The organism is Manganibacter manganicus, assembly GCF_002075885.1.
GTDB lineage: Bacteria > Pseudomonadota > Alphaproteobacteria > Rhizobiales > Rhizobiaceae > Mesorhizobium > Mesorhizobium manganicum.
This window is the reverse complement of sequence record NZ_MDET01000012.1, coordinates 237,018-252,545: the sequence shown is the minus strand read 5'-3', so window position 1 is coordinate 252,545 and position 15,528 is coordinate 237,018. Positions and strand designations below refer to the sequence as shown.

The window sequence follows — 15,528 nt, the reverse complement described above, 5'->3', positions numbered from 1 at the left end:
GTTACGAGTGCGGCGGCATGGCGATGCAACTGAGCGGCGGCGTCGACCAGGTCCGCGAAGAACCCTGCCCTGTCAGATCGCGCCGGGGTAGTTCGGGCTTTCGCGGGTAATCGTGACATCATGGGCGTGGCTTTCACGAAGTCCTGCGTTCGAAATCCGAACGAAGGTAGCGCGCTGACGAAAGTCTGCAAGGTCACGCGCGCCGACATATCCCATCGCTGCTTTAAGACCGCCGGCGAGCTGGTGCAATACGCCAGAAACCGGTCCCTTATAAGGCACCTGCCCTTCGATGCCTTCGGGAACCAGCTTCAATGTATCGCGGACTTCCGCCTGGAAATACCGATCGGCCGAGCCGCGCGCCATGGCGCCGACCGACCCCATGCCGCGATAGGCTTTGAAAGACCGGCCCTGATGCAGATAGACTTCGCCGGGGCTTTCATCCGTGCCCGCCAGCAGCGAACCGATCATGGCCGCACTGGCGCCGGCGGCAAGCGCCTTGGCGAGATCGCCGGAGAATTTGATGCCGCCGTCGGCAATCACCGAGATGCCGGCCTTGTCGGCCGTCTCGACCGCGCCCATGATCGCTGAAAGTTGCGGCACGCCGACGCCCGCGACAATGCGCGTGGTGCAGATCGACCCAGGCCCGATCCCGACCTTGACGGCATCGGCGCCGGCATCGATCAGGGCCTTCGTGCCATCGGCTGTCGCGACATTGCCGGCCAGGATCCGCACGGAATTGGACAGTTTTTTCGCCCGCGTGACGGCGTCCAGAACGCGCTGCGAATGGCCGTGGGCGGTGTCGATGACGAGCAGGTCAATGCCGGCGTCGATCAGCCGCTCGGCCCGTTCGAATCCGTCGTCGCCAACGCTGGTGGCGGCGGCGGCGCGCAGGCGCCCTTGCGCATCCTTGCTGGCATGCGGATTGAGCTGCGACTTCTCGATGTCCTTGACGGTGATCAGGCCGACACAATTGCCCTTACCGTCAACGACAAGCAACTTCTCGATGCGGTGTTTGTGCAGCAGGCGCTTGGCTTCGTCCTGATCGACGGTCTCCTTGACGGTGATCAGGTTCTCGCGCGTCATCAATTCATAGACGTGCTGGTTGGGGTCGGACGCGAAGCGCACATCGCGGTTGGTGAGGATGCCAACCAGCCTGCCGGCCTTCTGGGTGCCCTTTCCGCCGCCCTCGACTACCGGGATGCCGGAGATGCCATGGGTTTTCATCAGCGCCAGCGCGTCCGCCAGCGTGGCATCGGGGCCGATGGTGACGGGGTTCACCACCATACCGGATTCGAATTTCTTGACCTGCCGAACCTGCTCGGCCTGCTCGGCCGGCGTGAAATTGCGATGGATGACACCGATGCCGCCGGCTTGCGCCATAGCAATTGCGAGGCGCGCTTCAGTCACCGTATCCATGGCCGCCGAAAGGATCGGCACGTTCAGTTCGATATCGCCGGCGATACGCGTCCTGACATCGGTCTGGTTAGGCATGACCTCCGAATGGCCGGGCTGCAACAGCACGTCGTCGAAAGTCAGCGCCAGTGCGCCGGTTGCGGTTTCGATGATTTTTCCCATGGCCATCCTCGGAATGCGTAAAAGGCGCTGAGACCAAAGATCTTCGCGCCGACTCGACTCTTTCCCTTTCAGGATTGGCGCTGGCTGGTAACACGTCTCCCAGCCGATGGAAAGCGGGACGTGGATAGACAATCGTACAAAGTAGGCATGCCTCGCGATGTTGTGAGAGCAATGGAGGCGACAGCGCCGCCGTGGCATGATACCCGGCCTCCCCGCCGGTCGTTGCCGGCGGATGCAAATTTCGGATGTTTTCGTGAACCGTATTACCCCGCTGGTTCTGGCGGTCGCCCTCTTCATGGAGAACATGGACTCGACGGTGATCGCGACATCGCTGCCGGCGATCGCCGCCGACATTCACACAAGCCCGATCGCGCTCAAGCTGGCATTGACCGCCTATCTCGTGTCGCTGGCGATCTTCATTCCAATCAGCGGCTGGATGGCCGACCGGTTTGGCGCCAAGCTCGTCTTTCGCATCGCCATCGGCGTCTTCATGGTCGGTTCGATCGCCTGTGCGGTTTCCAACTCGCTGACGGCTTTCGTAGGCGCGCGCTTCCTGCAAGGCATGGGCGGCGCGATGATGACGCCGGTCGGGCGGCTCGTACTGGTCAGGGCCACGCCGAAAAACCAACTGGTTTCAGCCATGGCATGGCTCAGCATTCCGGCACTGGTCGGGCCGCTGATGGGGCCGCCGGTCGGCGGGTTCATCACCACCTATTTCTCGTGGCACTGGATTTTTCTCATCAATATTCCGATCGGGATGATCGGTATCTGGCTCGCGACCCGCTACCTGCCGGATATTGAATCGCCGCCGCCCGCACGCCTGGACGGAATAGGATTCGTGCTCAGCGGTCTGGCCGCGTCCGGGCTGGTCTTCGGTCTTTCGGTTGTCAGCCTGCCGGCGTTGCCGCCGGCCATCGGCATCGTTACAATGCTGCTCGGACTGCTATCGGGCACGCTTTATTTCCTTCATGCACGGCGCGCGCCCAATCCGCTGCTGAAACTGTCTCTCTTCCAGGACAGGACGTTCCGGATTTCGATATTGGGCGGCGGCCTGTTCCGGATCGGCACGGGCGCGGTGCCCTTTCTTCTGCCACTCATGCTGCAAATCGGCTTCGGGTTGACACCTTTTGAGTCCGGCCTCATCACCTTCGTATCGGCCATCGGCGCCATCGGCGTGAAGTTCGCCACAAGCTGGATCTTCCGCAAGGCCGGCTTCCGGTCAGTTCTCGTTTTCGGCTCGCTCGTGTCGGCCGCAACGGTAGCTATCAATGGATTCTTCACACCACAGACGCCCTACGTGCTCATTATCGCCATGCTGCTTGCCGGCGGTTTCCTGCGCTCGATGTTCTTCACCGGCATCAATGCGCTGACGTATGCCGAGATTTCCAATACCGATACCAGCAAGGCAACGCCGATTGCATCGGTCGTCCAGCAATTGTCCGTCGCGATTGGCGTCGCGGTCGCCGGGAGCCTGCTGGAAGTCCTGACCCTCATTCATCGCGAGCCTTTACAACTCGGCGATTTCCACATCGCGTTTTACGTCGTGGCCGCCATATCCGCGATTTCCACGCTCTTCTTCATGCAACTGCCCGCGGACGCGGGCGGCGCGGTATCCGGCCATCGCCGCAGCGCGGGCAGACCATAAGGACCATTTCGCGAATAACTAGTCGCTGGCGTCGTCCACCCTGCCCTTAAAGTCCTTGGCCAGCAGATAAAGCTCCACCGATTCGTCGCGCGAGGCTGGCGGCTTGACGTGGTGAACGGAACGGAAGTTGCGCTTCAACAGATCGAGCACCGCATGCTCGGTGCCGCCCTGGAAGGTTTTCGACAGGAAATGGCCGCCCGGCTTCAACACTGAAATCGCGAAATCCGCCGCAACCTCGCACAAATGTTCGGTGCGGATATGGTCGGTTCTGCGGTGACCGGTGGTCGGTGCCGCCATATCGGACAGCACGATGTCGGGTTCCCCGCCGAGTTCCTCGATCAACCGCGCGGGTGCGGCGTCGTCGAGAAAGTCCATCTCCAGTACGAGCGCGCCGGGCACGGCATCCATACCGAGATAGTCGATCCCCACCACATGCGGGCTCTCCGGCGCGGATTTGGTGCGCGTCGCCGCAACCTGGCACCAGCCGCCGGGGGCTGCGCCAAGGTCGATCACCTTCATGCCTGGCTTCAGAAGCTTGTAGCGATCGTCGATTTCGATCAGTTTGTAGGCAGCGCGCGACCGATAGCCCTCAGCCTTCGAGCGTTGCACATACGGATCGTTCATGTGCCGTTGCAGCCAGCGCCGCGACGATTCCTTCAAACCGCTTTTCTTTTTCACCCGTGTCTTCAGCACGCGCGAGGCGCCGGATCCCGGCTTTTGCGGCTTTTTGTTCACCTGCGCCCTCGCCCATTGCTGCGCCACGCGCCGTCATCGGCCATCAATTCGCTCAAGATGCCTTCACGCAATCCGCGATCGGCGACGCGCAAGCGCTCCGAAGGCCAAACGGCGCGAATGGCTTCGAGGATGGCGCAGCCTGCCAGCACGAGGTCGGCCCGATCCGCGCCGATACACGGATTGGCAACACGCTCCTGAAAATCCCAGCCGAGCAATTTTTCGACCATCTGGTCCACGCTGTCGCGATCCATCCACAGCCCATCCACGCGCCGCCTGTCGTAACGCGCCAGATTGAGATGCACGCCGGCAAGCGTGGTGACGGTGCCGGAGGTACCAAGAAGGTGAAACTGCGGGCTGGCCGTAACATGGCTCAAGCGATGTCGGCCATCGAACGCATGCAGGCGGACCGCAACGTCGTCCACCATGGCGCGAAAGACGTCGCGCGTCACCGTCCGTCCGCCGAACCGTTCCGCCAGCGTCACGACCCCGACCGGCAGCGATGTCCAGGACACGATATGGTTCGCAAGACGAGGTGAGCGGTGTCGGCTGAGATCAACGAGCGCGATCTCCGAGGAGCCGCCTCCAATGTCGAACAGGACGACGCCCTTGGTATCCCGCTCGACCAGCGGCCCGCAGCCGGATACCGCCAGCCGCGCTTCGGTGCGGCGATCGATGATCTCCAGTTTCAGACCTGCCTCACGCTCAACGCGCGCAATGAACTCGGCACCGTTGGCGGCGCTGCGGCAGGCTTCGGTGGCGATCAGACGGGCGCGCCTGATCTTGCGGTTACGCAATTTGTCGGCGCAGATCTTGAGCGCCCCGATAGCGCGATCCATGGCCGCCTCGGAGAGCCGACCGCTGGTCGAAAGCCCTTCACCCAACCGGACAATGCGCGAAAACGCATCTATGACGCGGAACTGGCCGTAGCGCGTCGGAATCGCCACCAGCAGACGGCAATTGTTGGTGCCAAGATCGAGCGCCGCAAACACCGGCTGCTCACGCCAGAATGTTCGCCGGGGCGATGCAGAGGGTTCGCCGGATTGCGGCGAAACAAGCCGTGGGACGGCGTGGTCTCCACAAGATGGCTTTTTACCTGGTGTCTCCGCGCGCTGCTCCGTCACAGCCGCAATCTGCTGATCTCGTGCAAAGACTTTTCGGCCGCGCTTGCGCTTGCGACGCTTTTTGCCTTTGGCGCCGGGCTCTTCTCCAAAGTGAACGGCTGTGAGCGAATCCGGCGCACGCTTTTTCGCACGCCGCCCCCGAGAGCGCCTCGCACCGGGCGACGACGAATCTCCCGCGGAAATGCCCACTTCCGACGCTCCAGCGCCGGTGTCGTGGTCTTCCACTGTCATTTTCCTTCCGGCGCCGCGCGAACCGGATTGGCCAGACGCTGCATGCGCTCATGTCTCTACGTTGCCACAAATCTAGCAGCGACGCGTCCAATCACCAAGAGCAAAGCCGAGCATTCCGCATTATCCGCCATTCTGTTTCAAGCCGGGCGGTTGAATAGCCGACTTCGATCGGGCATTGCTCACTGATGGTCGGCGGCCGCTTTTGCTGCCAGGCCCGCATCGGAAGTGAGGCTTGGGGATACCGATGACGGTCGCTGCATGAACTGGACGCGCTATTTCTGGCCGCTTATCGGCCTTGCCGCCGTCGCCTTCTCCATCTGGCTGCTGATCGGCGAACTGCAAGGCATTTCGCTCGACGATGTGTGGGACGGGTTGACCGCCATCTCGACCTGGCGGTGGTTCCTCTCTGCATTCTGCGCGGTGGCAGCGTATGCCGCGCTTGCCGCCTATGACCACTTAGCCCTGCTGCATCTAAATCGTCGGGTTTCCTGGCTGTTCGTGACGCTATGCTCGTTCACCACCTACGCGCTGTCGCACAATATCGGCGGCTCGGTGTTTTCGGGTGCGGTAATTCGCTACCGCGCCTATGGCACCAAGGGGCTGAGCGGCCATGACGTCGGCATATTGGTCGGAATCTGCTGGATCACCTTCATCCTCGCTACATTGCTGGTTTCCGGCATCGTGCTTCTGATCGAGCCGGACCTGTTCGATCGGTTCTCGGATATCGGCTATACAAGCGTGTCGGCTGGCGCCGGCGCGCTAATGCTGCTTGTCGTTGTGGCTTATGTCTTTGGGAGTTGGCTGCAGTTGCAGCCGTTGAAAATCGGCGCGTTCGAGATTCAATATCCGCGCCTGCCAATCGTCGCGCGTCAGCTTCTCGTCGGACCAATCGAACTGCTGGCCGCCGCTGCCATCATCTTCTTCGCCCTTCCGGCGTCAGGCAATCCTGGCTACCTTGTCGTGCTGGGCGTTTTCCTGGCGTCGTTCTCGGCGGCGCAAATCTCGCACGCACCCGGCGGCATAGGGGTGTTCGAGGTCGTTTTCCTGACCGGCCTGTCGAATATGGATCCTGCTGGAGTCGTGGCGGCGCTGTTGGTCTTCCGGCTTTTTTACCTGATCGTCCCGCTCCTTATCGCACTGGTGATCGTCCTTGTGTTCGAACGATCTCAATTCGGCCGAACGGACAATTGAATCTGACGACGGGCTTGACTATTTCGAGGTGGGCGATAAAAGCGGCGCGGAAACGGCGACGTGATTTTAGTTCCAGCGCCGATGAAGCTTCCGGCTTCACACCAGTGCCTTGTTCAGGAAGGCATTTTGGGGAATAGGTTAACGGTAGACCCACGGACTCTGACTCCGTTAGTCCTGGTTCGAATCCAGGTTCCCCAGCCATTTCAATTCTTGCAAGAAATTCAGTTGCTTGGACTCCGGTGTTAACAGGGGTTGGCTGCACCTGCTGCTTAGTCGGAGTAACCCGAAAGCCGGATTCCGCTCTTCGGTCCGATGCTCCGGCCTATCCGGCAACAACTCCTCATGCCGAGCAGCAATCATACAAACACCATGACGGCAATCGCGCCGATCACGATCAGGATCAACCCGGCAATCAGCATGGGCAGAAGGGTATTGCCGCTCTCGGCCCCGCTCGCGGCCTCGGCGCTGGATATGACGCTTTTCGACTTCTGGCCTTCTTCAGCCATCCTGCATTCCCTTCATGAAATCGCTCCAACCTTCGAATATGGTTCGTGCAGTCGTGGGTCTTTGCGCTGGCGCAACAAACATACAGGTCGGGGATCGTCAATCTGTGCCGCCCCGATGTGCAGCCAGGAAGGTTCGAGTTCAATACGCGCGCAACGCCTTTGGCGGTTTGCGATTCGGCCCGTTCCGCACGCTTGGTTGATCTACCGCGCTGCGCGCGCCTTTACGCGCGGGGTTACCAGCATCACGCCATAATACGCTGCATAGCCTAGAAAGGCACCGGCCCAACAGGCGGCCGAAGCGTCCAGCAACGCCGTGTATTCCGGCGCACAGGCCGCGGTCACGCGCAAGATAGCGGCCAGAAAAACGAGCCCGTAAATCGCACAGGTGGCCGGGTTAGCACGCAATTGCCGTCCTGTATGGCCAAGGGTTGCGCGGGTCATGACAGCCAGCGTCATGGAACCGATAGCGCCGACACCCAACGCGTGAATGCCCGTGGCCGAAGGCACGGCTGGCCAGATGGCTGTCAGGCCAGTCAAGAACAGGCCGAGCGGCACAAAGCCGAAGGCGATATGGAGGATCAGAACCAGCGGATCTCGCCAGGCTCTTATGCCTCTCCACCTTAGGAGACGAAGACCATTCAAGGCCGCAGCCAGAATCAACAGGCCACCGGTCGGAATCTTTTCGGGAAGGAATGTCCATGCCAGCAGCGCCAGAGCCGAGAACAGGATCGCGGCCCCGTCGAACCGATCGAATGGTTTCGGCAATCCGCCCGGATTCTCCCTAACCAACCAATTGCGGGTAAAACTCGGTATGATCCGGCCGCCAATGACCATGATGAGGATGATCGCGGCACCGAGCCCGAGACGGCGGCTGAAATCGGATGTGCCGTCGTAATGCACTTCCAGATGGTAGGCTGCGTTTGCCCCCAAAAGCACGCAAACGGGTAGAAGAACCTTGAGGTTGCGCCAGTTGCGCCCGGCGACGATCTCGCCGCCCGCAGCGAGAATGACCATCAGTAAAAACAGGCAATCGACCGCCATCGCGGCGAACCAACCGACGTCGGCCGAAAAGAATACAGCGATGCGCCCCGCCAACCACGCGGCAACGAGCACCAGGAGAGGCAAGCCTTGGACCGGGAGTCGGCCGGTCCAGTTTGGAATGGCCGTCAACAGGAAACCCGTCATGATCGCGGCGAGATAGCCGAACAGCATTTCATGGACATGCCAATCCACGGGCGCAAACAGGCTCGCAGTTTCGATGCGGCCATAAAACAGAGGCAGCCAGAGCAGGATCGCCAGGCCGGCATAGAGCGAGCCGGCGAGGAAGAACGGTCTAAACCCATAGGAGAGGATAGCCGGGTATTTGCCTGGCCGGGTGCGTGGAATCGCCATATCACCGGTTTCCATCAATGATCCAACTGGCTTTAAGCCAGGGCTGACGAACATACTTTGTTGCAGCGCAAACGAGGCGTTGCTTGGCCTCAAAAGGGAACCTGTTCCGAAGGCCGTATCAAAAAGCCGCGACCCTGCCGCTTGCCGTTTTCTGGCTTGCCATGACATTGTCGCCACCGTCGCGCCGTCGTAATAATAAATGGCGTTCAGATAGCCGGGGAACCATTTGAGCCGCCTTGATCGATCACTCATAGCCGGGCTGCCGCCTTTCCAGGGCCTGGCGCCTGACGACATGGACCGCATTCTCGGTCTGGCCAGATCCCTGCGCGTACCCAAGGATCAGCCGATATTCGAGCAGGAGGTGCAGGCACATTCCTTCTTCCTGCTGCTCGACGGGCATGTCCGCGTGGTCAAATCCACGCCCGGTGGCCAGGACGTCATCGTGCGCTACATCAGTGCCGGCGAGTTGATCGGCATTGCCCATGCACTCGGGCTGACAGCCTATCCGGCCACCGCCATTGCCGCCGTCGATTGCGTGGTCCTGGCGTGGGCAGGCAGTTTATGGGCGGAATTCGCCGCCAAATACCCGGCGTTTGGCAGCAATACATTCAGGACGGTGGGAAACAGGCTACAGGATGCGCATGCTCGCGTCGTCGAAATGGCGACCGAGCAGGTGGAACAGCGCGTCGCCAATGCACTGCTTAAGCTGGTCCGGCAAACGGGAAAGCGCACGGATGAAGGTCTGCTGATCGACTTTCCGATTTCGCGCCAGGACATCGCCGAAATGACAGGCACCACTTTGCACACGGTGAGCCGGTTGCTGGTGGCGTGGGAAGAAAAAGGGCTGGTGAAGAGCGGGCGCCAGAAAGTGACGGTGGTACAGCCTCACCGCCTGCTGGTCGTGGCCGAAGGTCGTGGCAAACGCGACTAATCCGTGCGGGCCATGACCGCCCGCAATTCCCTCCCGAGTGTGGCTTCATCCATTCCGTGCTCGCGTGCCGCATCGGCAAGGGTGTGGAACGATGCGATCGGACAACCGACGCACAGCATATGATGACGTAAAATAAACGGAATGGCTTGCGGCCATTCGCGCATGATCTCGTCCATCGTCATGTCCGTATCGAAGCCCGGTTTCATCCAGCCGCCGCACCGTCAAAGGCGTATATTGACGCCATTCATGCAGATGGTCTTTGTCCGGCCGCAACCTTCTGAAACTTCCGCCTCGTCTTGAAACAGAACGACGCGCGGGCAGCAGAATTGTCGATCTTATCTCAGGCTTTCCTCGAGAATGGGAACGATGCCGGTGCTGTCTTTGCCTTGGTTAAAGGCAACGGCAAGTCGAAAACTATGGGAGATGCGCAATGCGCGATCCATGAACAAAACGCTGACCTCCGGCGGGCACAGGCGCTGCACCGTATTGCGAAACAGTGTGAGCCAACGACGGAAGTGCTTTTCTTCAAGGCCGGGTATGGCGAGGTGCGGGACGAGCGGTCGCCCCTCATAGCGCGATGTACGCAGCAGCGTCGCAGACCAGAAATCGCACATCTTTGCCAGATGATGCGGCCACGCGTCCGGCGCGATCCGGCTGGTAAAGATCGGCCCAAGCAGCGGATCGGCCCTGATCTCGTCATAGAAGCCATGGACCACCGCATGGATCATCGTTTCATCGAGCAGGTCGGGCAAGGGCTTGCCGTCGACAATGATGGTTCGTCCGTCACGGCTGATCTGGTTCATGGATAAAGCGTCTCTTCGGCAAATTCTGGTTGGTCATCTCGACCGCTCTCTTAAACGATATAAGAGGCGTGCCTGTATTTGCCAAAACGCAAACAGTTTTCAGCGATGCAGATTCGGCACTTCGTCGCCACTCTCATCGTCATCGAACAGGATGCGTTCGGCTGCGCCGTCGAGATCTTCATACTGGCCGCTCCTCAGCGACCACATGAACGCGCCTAGCGCCACAGCGCCGAGAGCCAGCGCCAACGGAATGAGAAAGATCAGGCTGTTCATCGCACTGGCGCAAGGTCGGTTTGGGATGCACGGTGCGCCTGCCTGGTGGCCGCATTCACTCCGGCATTCTGCTTGTGGATACGACCTGCACGCAGGCGCAGGGCATTGGCAACGACAATAACAGACGACAGCGACATTGCGAGCGCGGCAATTAACGGCGTCACCAGGCCGGCAATGGCGATGGGCAGGGCAATGGCATTATAGACGATGGCAAGGGCGAAGTTTTGCCGGATCAAACGCCCTGCTTCACGCGCCACTGTAATGGCCGTGGTTACGGCGCTCAAACTCTCATGCAGGAAAACGAAATCCGCCGCACTTCTTCCGATATCGGCGGCATTGGCTGGCGCCATCGAGACATGGGCGGCGGCAAGGGCCGGCGCATCGTTCAAACCATCGCCAACCATCAACACATGGTGTCCCCTGGTTTTCAGCCGCTCCAGCGCTCCGAGCTTGTCGCCGGGCAACAGGCCGCCTTGATGATCGGCAATGCCGAGGTTTTCGGCCAGAGCGGCAACCGCCGGAACCTGGTCTCCCGACAGGATCGACACGCCGAACCCGGCGTCGCGCAGCGCGGCGACGGTCTCGGTGGCACCGGGACGTGGCGTGTCCTCGAAGGTGAAACCGGCAAGCAGAACGCCGTCTTTGGACAACACTGTGCCATGTTGTTCATGGCCTTCGTCCAGCGCCCATGACGCCCGGCCCAATCGATAAAGGCTGGAGCCGCTCCGCCCCTCGATGCCCAGCCCTGGGAGTTCGGTGATGTCGGACAGGTCAGCGGCCAGCGAGACGCCCTCGATTCGGGCAAGCGCCTGTGACGATGGATGGCGCGAACGCGCTGCAAGCGCCACCGCAATGCCCATCGCATCGGGAGCCACGATATGCGTTTGCGTCAATGTCGGCCGGCCAACCGTCAGTGTCCCGGTTTTGTCGAAGGCAACCGCATCGACTGTTGTCAGCCGCTCGAGGCCCGAACCGTCCTTGACCATGATGCCGTTTTCGAAAAGGCGGCGTGCCGCCACCACCTGCACGATCGGTACGGCAAGGCCAAGCGCGCAGGGACAGGTAATGATCAGCACCGCAATGGCGACGCCGATGGCGCGGTGCCAGTCTCCGGTGGCAATCATCCAGCCGAGAAAAGTCAGCAAGGCAGTGGCGTGGACGACCGGCGAATAAAGCCGCGCTGCGCGGTCGGCAAGCCGCCGGTAACGGGTGCGGCCGCTCTCGGCCACCTCCATTAGCCCCACCATCTCCGCAAGGAATGAGTCCTGCGCGCGGGCGGTCGCGCGCAGGGTGAGCGGTCCCGTCAGATTGAGCGTGCCGGCCCGCACCGATGCCCCGGCCTTCACTGGCTGCAACGCGCTTTCGCCGCTGACGAGCGCGCAGTCGACATCGGATACCCCCTCCTCCACGATGGCATCCACAGGCACACGTTCGCCGGCGGCGAGAAGCAGGCGCATGCCGGGTTCGATTTCGGCGACCGGCAGGTAGTCGCGGCTGCCATCGCCGCGCAAAACGGTTGCGCCGCGTGGCGAGAGACGAGCCAGACCGCGCACCGCCGTGCGTGCCTTTTCGCGCATGATGTGATCGAGTGTGCGGCCGATCAGCAGGAAAAAGATCAGCGACGTCGAGGCATCGAAATAGGCGTGTTGGCCATGATGGAGCGTATCGTAGAGGCTAAGGGTGAAAGCGAGCGTGATGCCGATGGAGATCGGCACATCCATATTGGTGCGGCCGACCCGCAAGGCGCTCCAGGCCGAGGCAAAGAAGATGCGGCCCGAATAAAGAAGCGCCGGCAGCGCAAGCGCGGCCGATATCCAGTGGAATATCTGCCGGGTTTCGGCATCGGCGCCCGACCACACCGAAACCGACAATAGCATGATGTTCATGGCGCAGAAGCCGGCAACCGCCAAAGCGCGCACCAGGCGCGTCTGCTCGGGATCCTCCTCGCCCGTTTCCGGTTCAAACAAATGGGCGGGATAGCCCAGGCCTTCCAGCGTCGTGAACAGCGGCGGCGGACCATCGCCGCGCCATTTCACGGCAACGCGGCGGGTAGAGAGGTTGACTCGCGCCGATTCCACACCGGCGAGTTTGCCAAGCCCGCGTTCGACGGCCTGAATGCAGGCCGCGCAATGAATGGCGGGTACTGACAGATCGGTCTGCCGCAGACCCTCACCGAGATCGCGGCTTGCCAACCTGATCTCGTCGGCGGAAGGGTCCCACCCGATCTCGGCGGCGGCTTCTGTACCCGGCGCGCAGCAGCTCATCTAACCTGCCCCGTTCTCACTCGAGCGTCCTATCTGATCGCCTTATAGGCGTGCCATGTCGCGTGGCCCAGCAACGGAAAGATGACGATCAGCCCGACAAGCGCGGTGGCTACACTGACAAGAAACAGCGTCAGAACGATCGCACCCCACATCAGCATGACAGGCAAATTACGCCAGACCATGGAGATGCTGGTGCCCATGGCGGTGAAAGCATCGAGCTTCTGGTCGAGCAGCATCGGCACGGCAAAGACGCTGATGGCGAAGGAGAAAGCGGCGAAAAGTCCGCCGACCACCGATCCGACCAGAAGCATGCCCCACCCTTCCGGCGTCGTGAACAGCATCTCGGCGACATGATCGAGGCCGGGGAATGGCACAAGGCCGAAGAAGAGCGCGTAGATGATGACAGCCGCACGCATCCAGACCAGCATCAGCAGGCACAGGATGGCGCCGGTATAAAGCACCTGCGCGCCGGATGTCGTCTTGACGAACATCATGCGGCCGAGACTGACCGGCTGATGGTTTTCAAGCGCCCGGCTCTTTTCATAAAGCCCGATCGCCACCAGCGGCCCGACCACCATGAAGCCGGCCAGGGCCGGGAACAGGATGTAATCGAGCTCCAGTATGAACAGTCCCCACACGATAAGAACGGAAATCGCGAAAACGGCCAGCCCGTAGACGACGCTCGGGCCGGGACGATTCCACAGGTCGCGCCAGCCGGCGACAAGCCAGCCGAAGGCGGCGCTTGCCGGCAAATAGCGCCGGCGCAGTTCGGCCAGCGGAACGATCGTTTCGGAATGATCGAGATGAGCCATACCGCTCTCCTTTCAACAGGCGGATTTCGCCGCCTGCATCGGCGCGCCGTCACTTCCCGCCGTTCTGGCATGCGGCACGCAGTCGGGCTGCGAGGTAAACGAAACATAGACGAGATGCGCATTAGCGCCGAGAAACAGGACCACGCCGATAGCAATGCAAGCCCACACCAGCCATTTGCGCGGCTTGCGCGGTTTTGCCGGCGCGATCATCGTTTCGGCGGCTCCCTTCATTGCGGCGCCTTCAGCGTGTGAACATAAAGCGCTAGGATCTTGATCTGCAATGGTGTCAACCGCTCGCCCCAACTCGGCATATGGCCCTGCCGGCCATTGTAAACGGTCGTGTAAACCGCCTGCTGGTCGCTACCGTAGATCCATGTCTCATCGGTCAGGTTCGGTGCACCGAGTTCCTGATTGCCCTTGGCGTCCTCGTCATGGCACGATGCACAGTTCTGCGCGAATATCTCCTTGCCGGGCTCGATACGCGCGGCATCGCCCGCAGCCGGCTCCAGATCGGACAGCGAGCGCACATAGGCGACGACGTTCAGGATCTGCTCGCGATCGAGCATCTGGTCCTTGCCGAATGAAAGCATCTGCGAGGAGCGAGTGTCCTCGGCGGTGCCGTTGATGCCGACGCGGATCGTCTCAGCGATTGTCTCGGACGAACCGCCCCATAGCCAGGCCTTGGCCGTGAGATCGGGGAAACCCGGACCGCCGGTCGCCTTGACGCCGTGGCAGGCGGCGCAATTGTCCTCGAACAACCGGCGTCCCTCTTCCCTAACGGGCTGCATCAGCGCCGGGTCAGCCTCGATCTGCGCATAATCCAAAGCCTCGACCTTGCCGCCCCAGTCTTCGATGCGCGCGGCCTCGGCCTTGGCCACCTGCTCGGTGACGACATTGCGCTGGTCGAAGCCGAGCAGGCCCTTTGTGTAGGACACGCCGAACGGCCACGCCGGATAGAGCACCCAGCACAGCACCGCAAAAAGGAACGTGCCGGCAAGGAAGGCAAAAACCACCTTCGGGATAGGTGTCTCCAACTCCTCGATGCCGTTCCATATGTGGCCTGTGGTCGTCCGGCCGGTGACTTTGTCGCGCTTTCTTGGCTCCACGATCGTTCTCCAGCGCCTATTTCAAAGGCTTGTCGTCATCGTCCAAGATGCTGTTCTTGGCATGTTCGAAGCGCTTGGCGTTGGAAGGCCACAGCGCATAGGCCGTCGCCGCGATGGCGAGAGCTATGAGGTAGAACAATCCCCAGCTCTTGGAGATTGCCACGAGAGTGTCGTGCTCGATGCCCATGGCCTATTCCCCCACCGGAGTTGGCGCGTCCGCCGAGGCGGATTGCTTGTAGGCTGCATCGGTCAGGCGGCCGAGAATCTGAAGGTAGGCGACCAACGCATCCATTTCGGTTACGCGCGCCGGATCACCGTCGAACACACGCACATTGGTGGCCTCACCATAACGTTCCGACACGCCGGAGGCGGCGTCGGTGTCAGGTGTTGCCTGGCCATAGGCATCCTTTGAGGCGTTATCGATCATCTCCTGCGTATAAGGCACGCCGACCGACCGCTGCGCGGCGAGGTTCAGGCCGAGTTTGGAGAAATCCAGTTCGTTGCGTTGCAGCCAGCCATATTTCGGCATGACCGATTGCGGCACCACGTCGCGCGGATTGATCAGATGGGCGACGTGCCAGGCATCGGAATATTTATCGCCCAGCCGGGCAAGATCCGGCCCCGTGCGCTTCGACCCCCACAACATCGGATGGTCGTATTTGGATTCGACCGCCAGCGAATAAGGCCCGTAGCGCTCGACCTCGTCGCGCAGCGTGCGGATCATCTGGCTATGACAGGCATAGCAACCCTCGCGGATGTAGATATCGCGCCCGGCAAGCTCCAGTGGCGTATAGGTGCGCATGTCCGGCACCTCCTCCACCGTCTTGTGGATGGTGAACAGCGGTGCGATCTCGACAAAGCCGCCGATTGAAGCAACCGCCACGATGGCGACGACAAGACTGATCGTCTTGCGCTCCAGCTTGCGATGGAAGAATTCACGCAT

17 protein-coding genes and 1 tRNA gene are annotated in these 15,528 nt (G+C 61.2%); 4 read left to right on the top strand and 14 right to left on the bottom strand.

All coding sequences use genetic code 11. From position 1 onward, the window contains the following. Positions 1-72: 72 nt before the first annotated feature. The gene (gene guaB / locus BFN67_RS10070) at positions 73-1,575 is read right to left on the bottom strand and encodes an IMP dehydrogenase (protein WP_080919537.1); all 1,503 of its coding nucleotides are present in this window, start codon (positions 1,573-1,575) and stop codon (positions 73-75) included. A 253-nt stretch (positions 1,576-1,828) separates the two neighbouring features. Here guaB and BFN67_RS10065 point away from each other — a divergent pair, with 253 nt between their 5' ends. Then, positions 1,829-3,220: an MFS transporter gene (locus tag BFN67_RS10065; protein ID WP_080919536.1), complete on the top strand. Its 1,392-nt coding sequence runs from the start codon at positions 1,829-1,831 to the stop codon at positions 3,218-3,220. 18 nt (positions 3,221-3,238) lie between these two features. On the opposite strand, the gene BFN67_RS10060 is transcribed toward BFN67_RS10065, so the two are convergent. After that, positions 3,239-3,955 (bottom strand): RlmE family RNA methyltransferase, encoded by a 717-nt coding sequence (locus BFN67_RS10060; RefSeq protein ID WP_080919535.1) that lies wholly within the window; start codon positions 3,953-3,955, stop codon positions 3,239-3,241. Further along, the gene (locus BFN67_RS10055) at positions 3,952-5,307 is read right to left on the bottom strand and encodes a Ppx/GppA phosphatase family protein (protein WP_192856789.1); all 1,356 of its coding nucleotides are present in this window, start codon (positions 5,305-5,307) and stop codon (positions 3,952-3,954) included. Before BFN67_RS10055 ends, BFN67_RS10060 begins: the two co-directional genes overlap by 4 nt. A gap of 258 nt (positions 5,308-5,565) precedes the next feature. Here BFN67_RS10055 and BFN67_RS10050 point away from each other — a divergent pair, with 258 nt between their 5' ends. Next, on the top strand, positions 5,566-6,498 hold the full coding sequence (locus BFN67_RS10050; protein WP_080919471.1) for a lysylphosphatidylglycerol synthase domain-containing protein: 933 nt from the start codon (positions 5,566-5,568) through the stop codon (positions 6,496-6,498). A gap of 127 nt (positions 6,499-6,625) precedes the next feature. Next, positions 6,626-6,699 (top strand) — tRNA-Gln (locus BFN67_RS10045). 155 nt (positions 6,700-6,854) lie between these two features. Here BFN67_RS10045 and BFN67_RS24510 read toward each other — a convergent pair. Both BFN67_RS24510 and BFN67_RS10035 read right to left on the bottom strand, forming a co-directional pair. Beyond that, positions 6,855-7,004, bottom strand: coding sequence for a hypothetical protein (locus tag BFN67_RS24510; RefSeq protein WP_192856788.1), 150 nt, complete (start codon positions 7,002-7,004; stop codon positions 6,855-6,857). A 201-nt stretch (positions 7,005-7,205) separates the two neighbouring features. Continuing rightward, on the bottom strand, positions 7,206-8,396 hold the full coding sequence (locus tag BFN67_RS10035) for an NnrS family protein (protein WP_080919533.1): 1,191 nt from the start codon (positions 8,394-8,396) through the stop codon (positions 7,206-7,208). 226 nt (positions 8,397-8,622) lie between these two features. Here BFN67_RS10035 and BFN67_RS10030 point away from each other — a divergent pair, with 226 nt between their 5' ends. After that, positions 8,623-9,327, top strand: coding sequence for a Crp/Fnr family transcriptional regulator (locus BFN67_RS10030; RefSeq protein ID WP_080919469.1), 705 nt, complete (start codon positions 8,623-8,625; stop codon positions 9,325-9,327). Here BFN67_RS10030 and BFN67_RS10025 read toward each other — a convergent pair. The 9 genes from BFN67_RS10025 to ccoO form a co-directional block, all read right to left on the bottom strand. Next, positions 9,324-9,533: a DUF1858 domain-containing protein gene (locus tag BFN67_RS10025; RefSeq protein WP_080919468.1), complete on the bottom strand. Its 210-nt coding sequence runs from the start codon at positions 9,531-9,533 to the stop codon at positions 9,324-9,326. The genes BFN67_RS10030 and BFN67_RS10025 overlap by 4 nt on opposite strands. Positions 9,534-9,662: 129 nt before the next feature. After that, positions 9,663-10,130, bottom strand: coding sequence for a group III truncated hemoglobin (locus tag BFN67_RS10020; RefSeq protein WP_080919467.1), 468 nt, complete (start codon positions 10,128-10,130; stop codon positions 9,663-9,665). Positions 10,131-10,229: 99 nt separating this feature from the next. Next, positions 10,230-10,403 carry a cbb3-type cytochrome oxidase assembly protein CcoS gene (ccoS, locus tag BFN67_RS10015; protein ID WP_080919466.1) on the bottom strand — a complete coding sequence of 58 codons (174 nt, stop codon included), beginning with the start codon at positions 10,401-10,403 and terminating at the stop codon, positions 10,230-10,232. Continuing rightward, positions 10,400-12,667 (bottom strand): cation-translocating P-type ATPase, encoded by a 2,268-nt coding sequence (locus BFN67_RS10010; protein ID WP_080919465.1) that lies wholly within the window; start codon positions 12,665-12,667, stop codon positions 10,400-10,402. The genes ccoS and BFN67_RS10010 overlap by 4 nt, the downstream gene beginning before the upstream one ends. 29 nt (positions 12,668-12,696) lie before the next feature. Beyond that, positions 12,697-13,479: a DUF2189 domain-containing protein gene (locus BFN67_RS10005; RefSeq protein ID WP_080919464.1), complete on the bottom strand. Its 783-nt coding sequence runs from the start codon at positions 13,477-13,479 to the stop codon at positions 12,697-12,699. 12 nt (positions 13,480-13,491) lie between these two features. Continuing rightward, the gene (locus tag BFN67_RS10000) at positions 13,492-13,710 is read right to left on the bottom strand and encodes a hypothetical protein (RefSeq protein WP_245295213.1); all 219 of its coding nucleotides are present in this window, start codon (positions 13,708-13,710) and stop codon (positions 13,492-13,494) included. Beyond that, positions 13,707-14,585 carry a cytochrome-c oxidase, cbb3-type subunit III gene (ccoP, locus tag BFN67_RS09995; RefSeq protein ID WP_080919463.1) on the bottom strand — a complete coding sequence of 293 codons (879 nt, stop codon included), beginning with the start codon at positions 14,583-14,585 and terminating at the stop codon, positions 13,707-13,709. The genes BFN67_RS10000 and ccoP overlap by 4 nt, the downstream gene beginning before the upstream one ends. 16 nt (positions 14,586-14,601) lie before the next feature. Continuing rightward, the gene (locus BFN67_RS09990) at positions 14,602-14,772 is read right to left on the bottom strand and encodes a cbb3-type cytochrome c oxidase subunit 3 (protein WP_080919462.1); all 171 of its coding nucleotides are present in this window, start codon (positions 14,770-14,772) and stop codon (positions 14,602-14,604) included. Between the two features lie 3 nt (positions 14,773-14,775). Continuing rightward, positions 14,776-15,528, bottom strand: a complete 753-nt coding sequence (ccoO, locus tag BFN67_RS09985) for a cytochrome-c oxidase, cbb3-type subunit II (protein ID WP_080919461.1) — start codon at positions 15,526-15,528, stop codon at positions 14,776-14,778.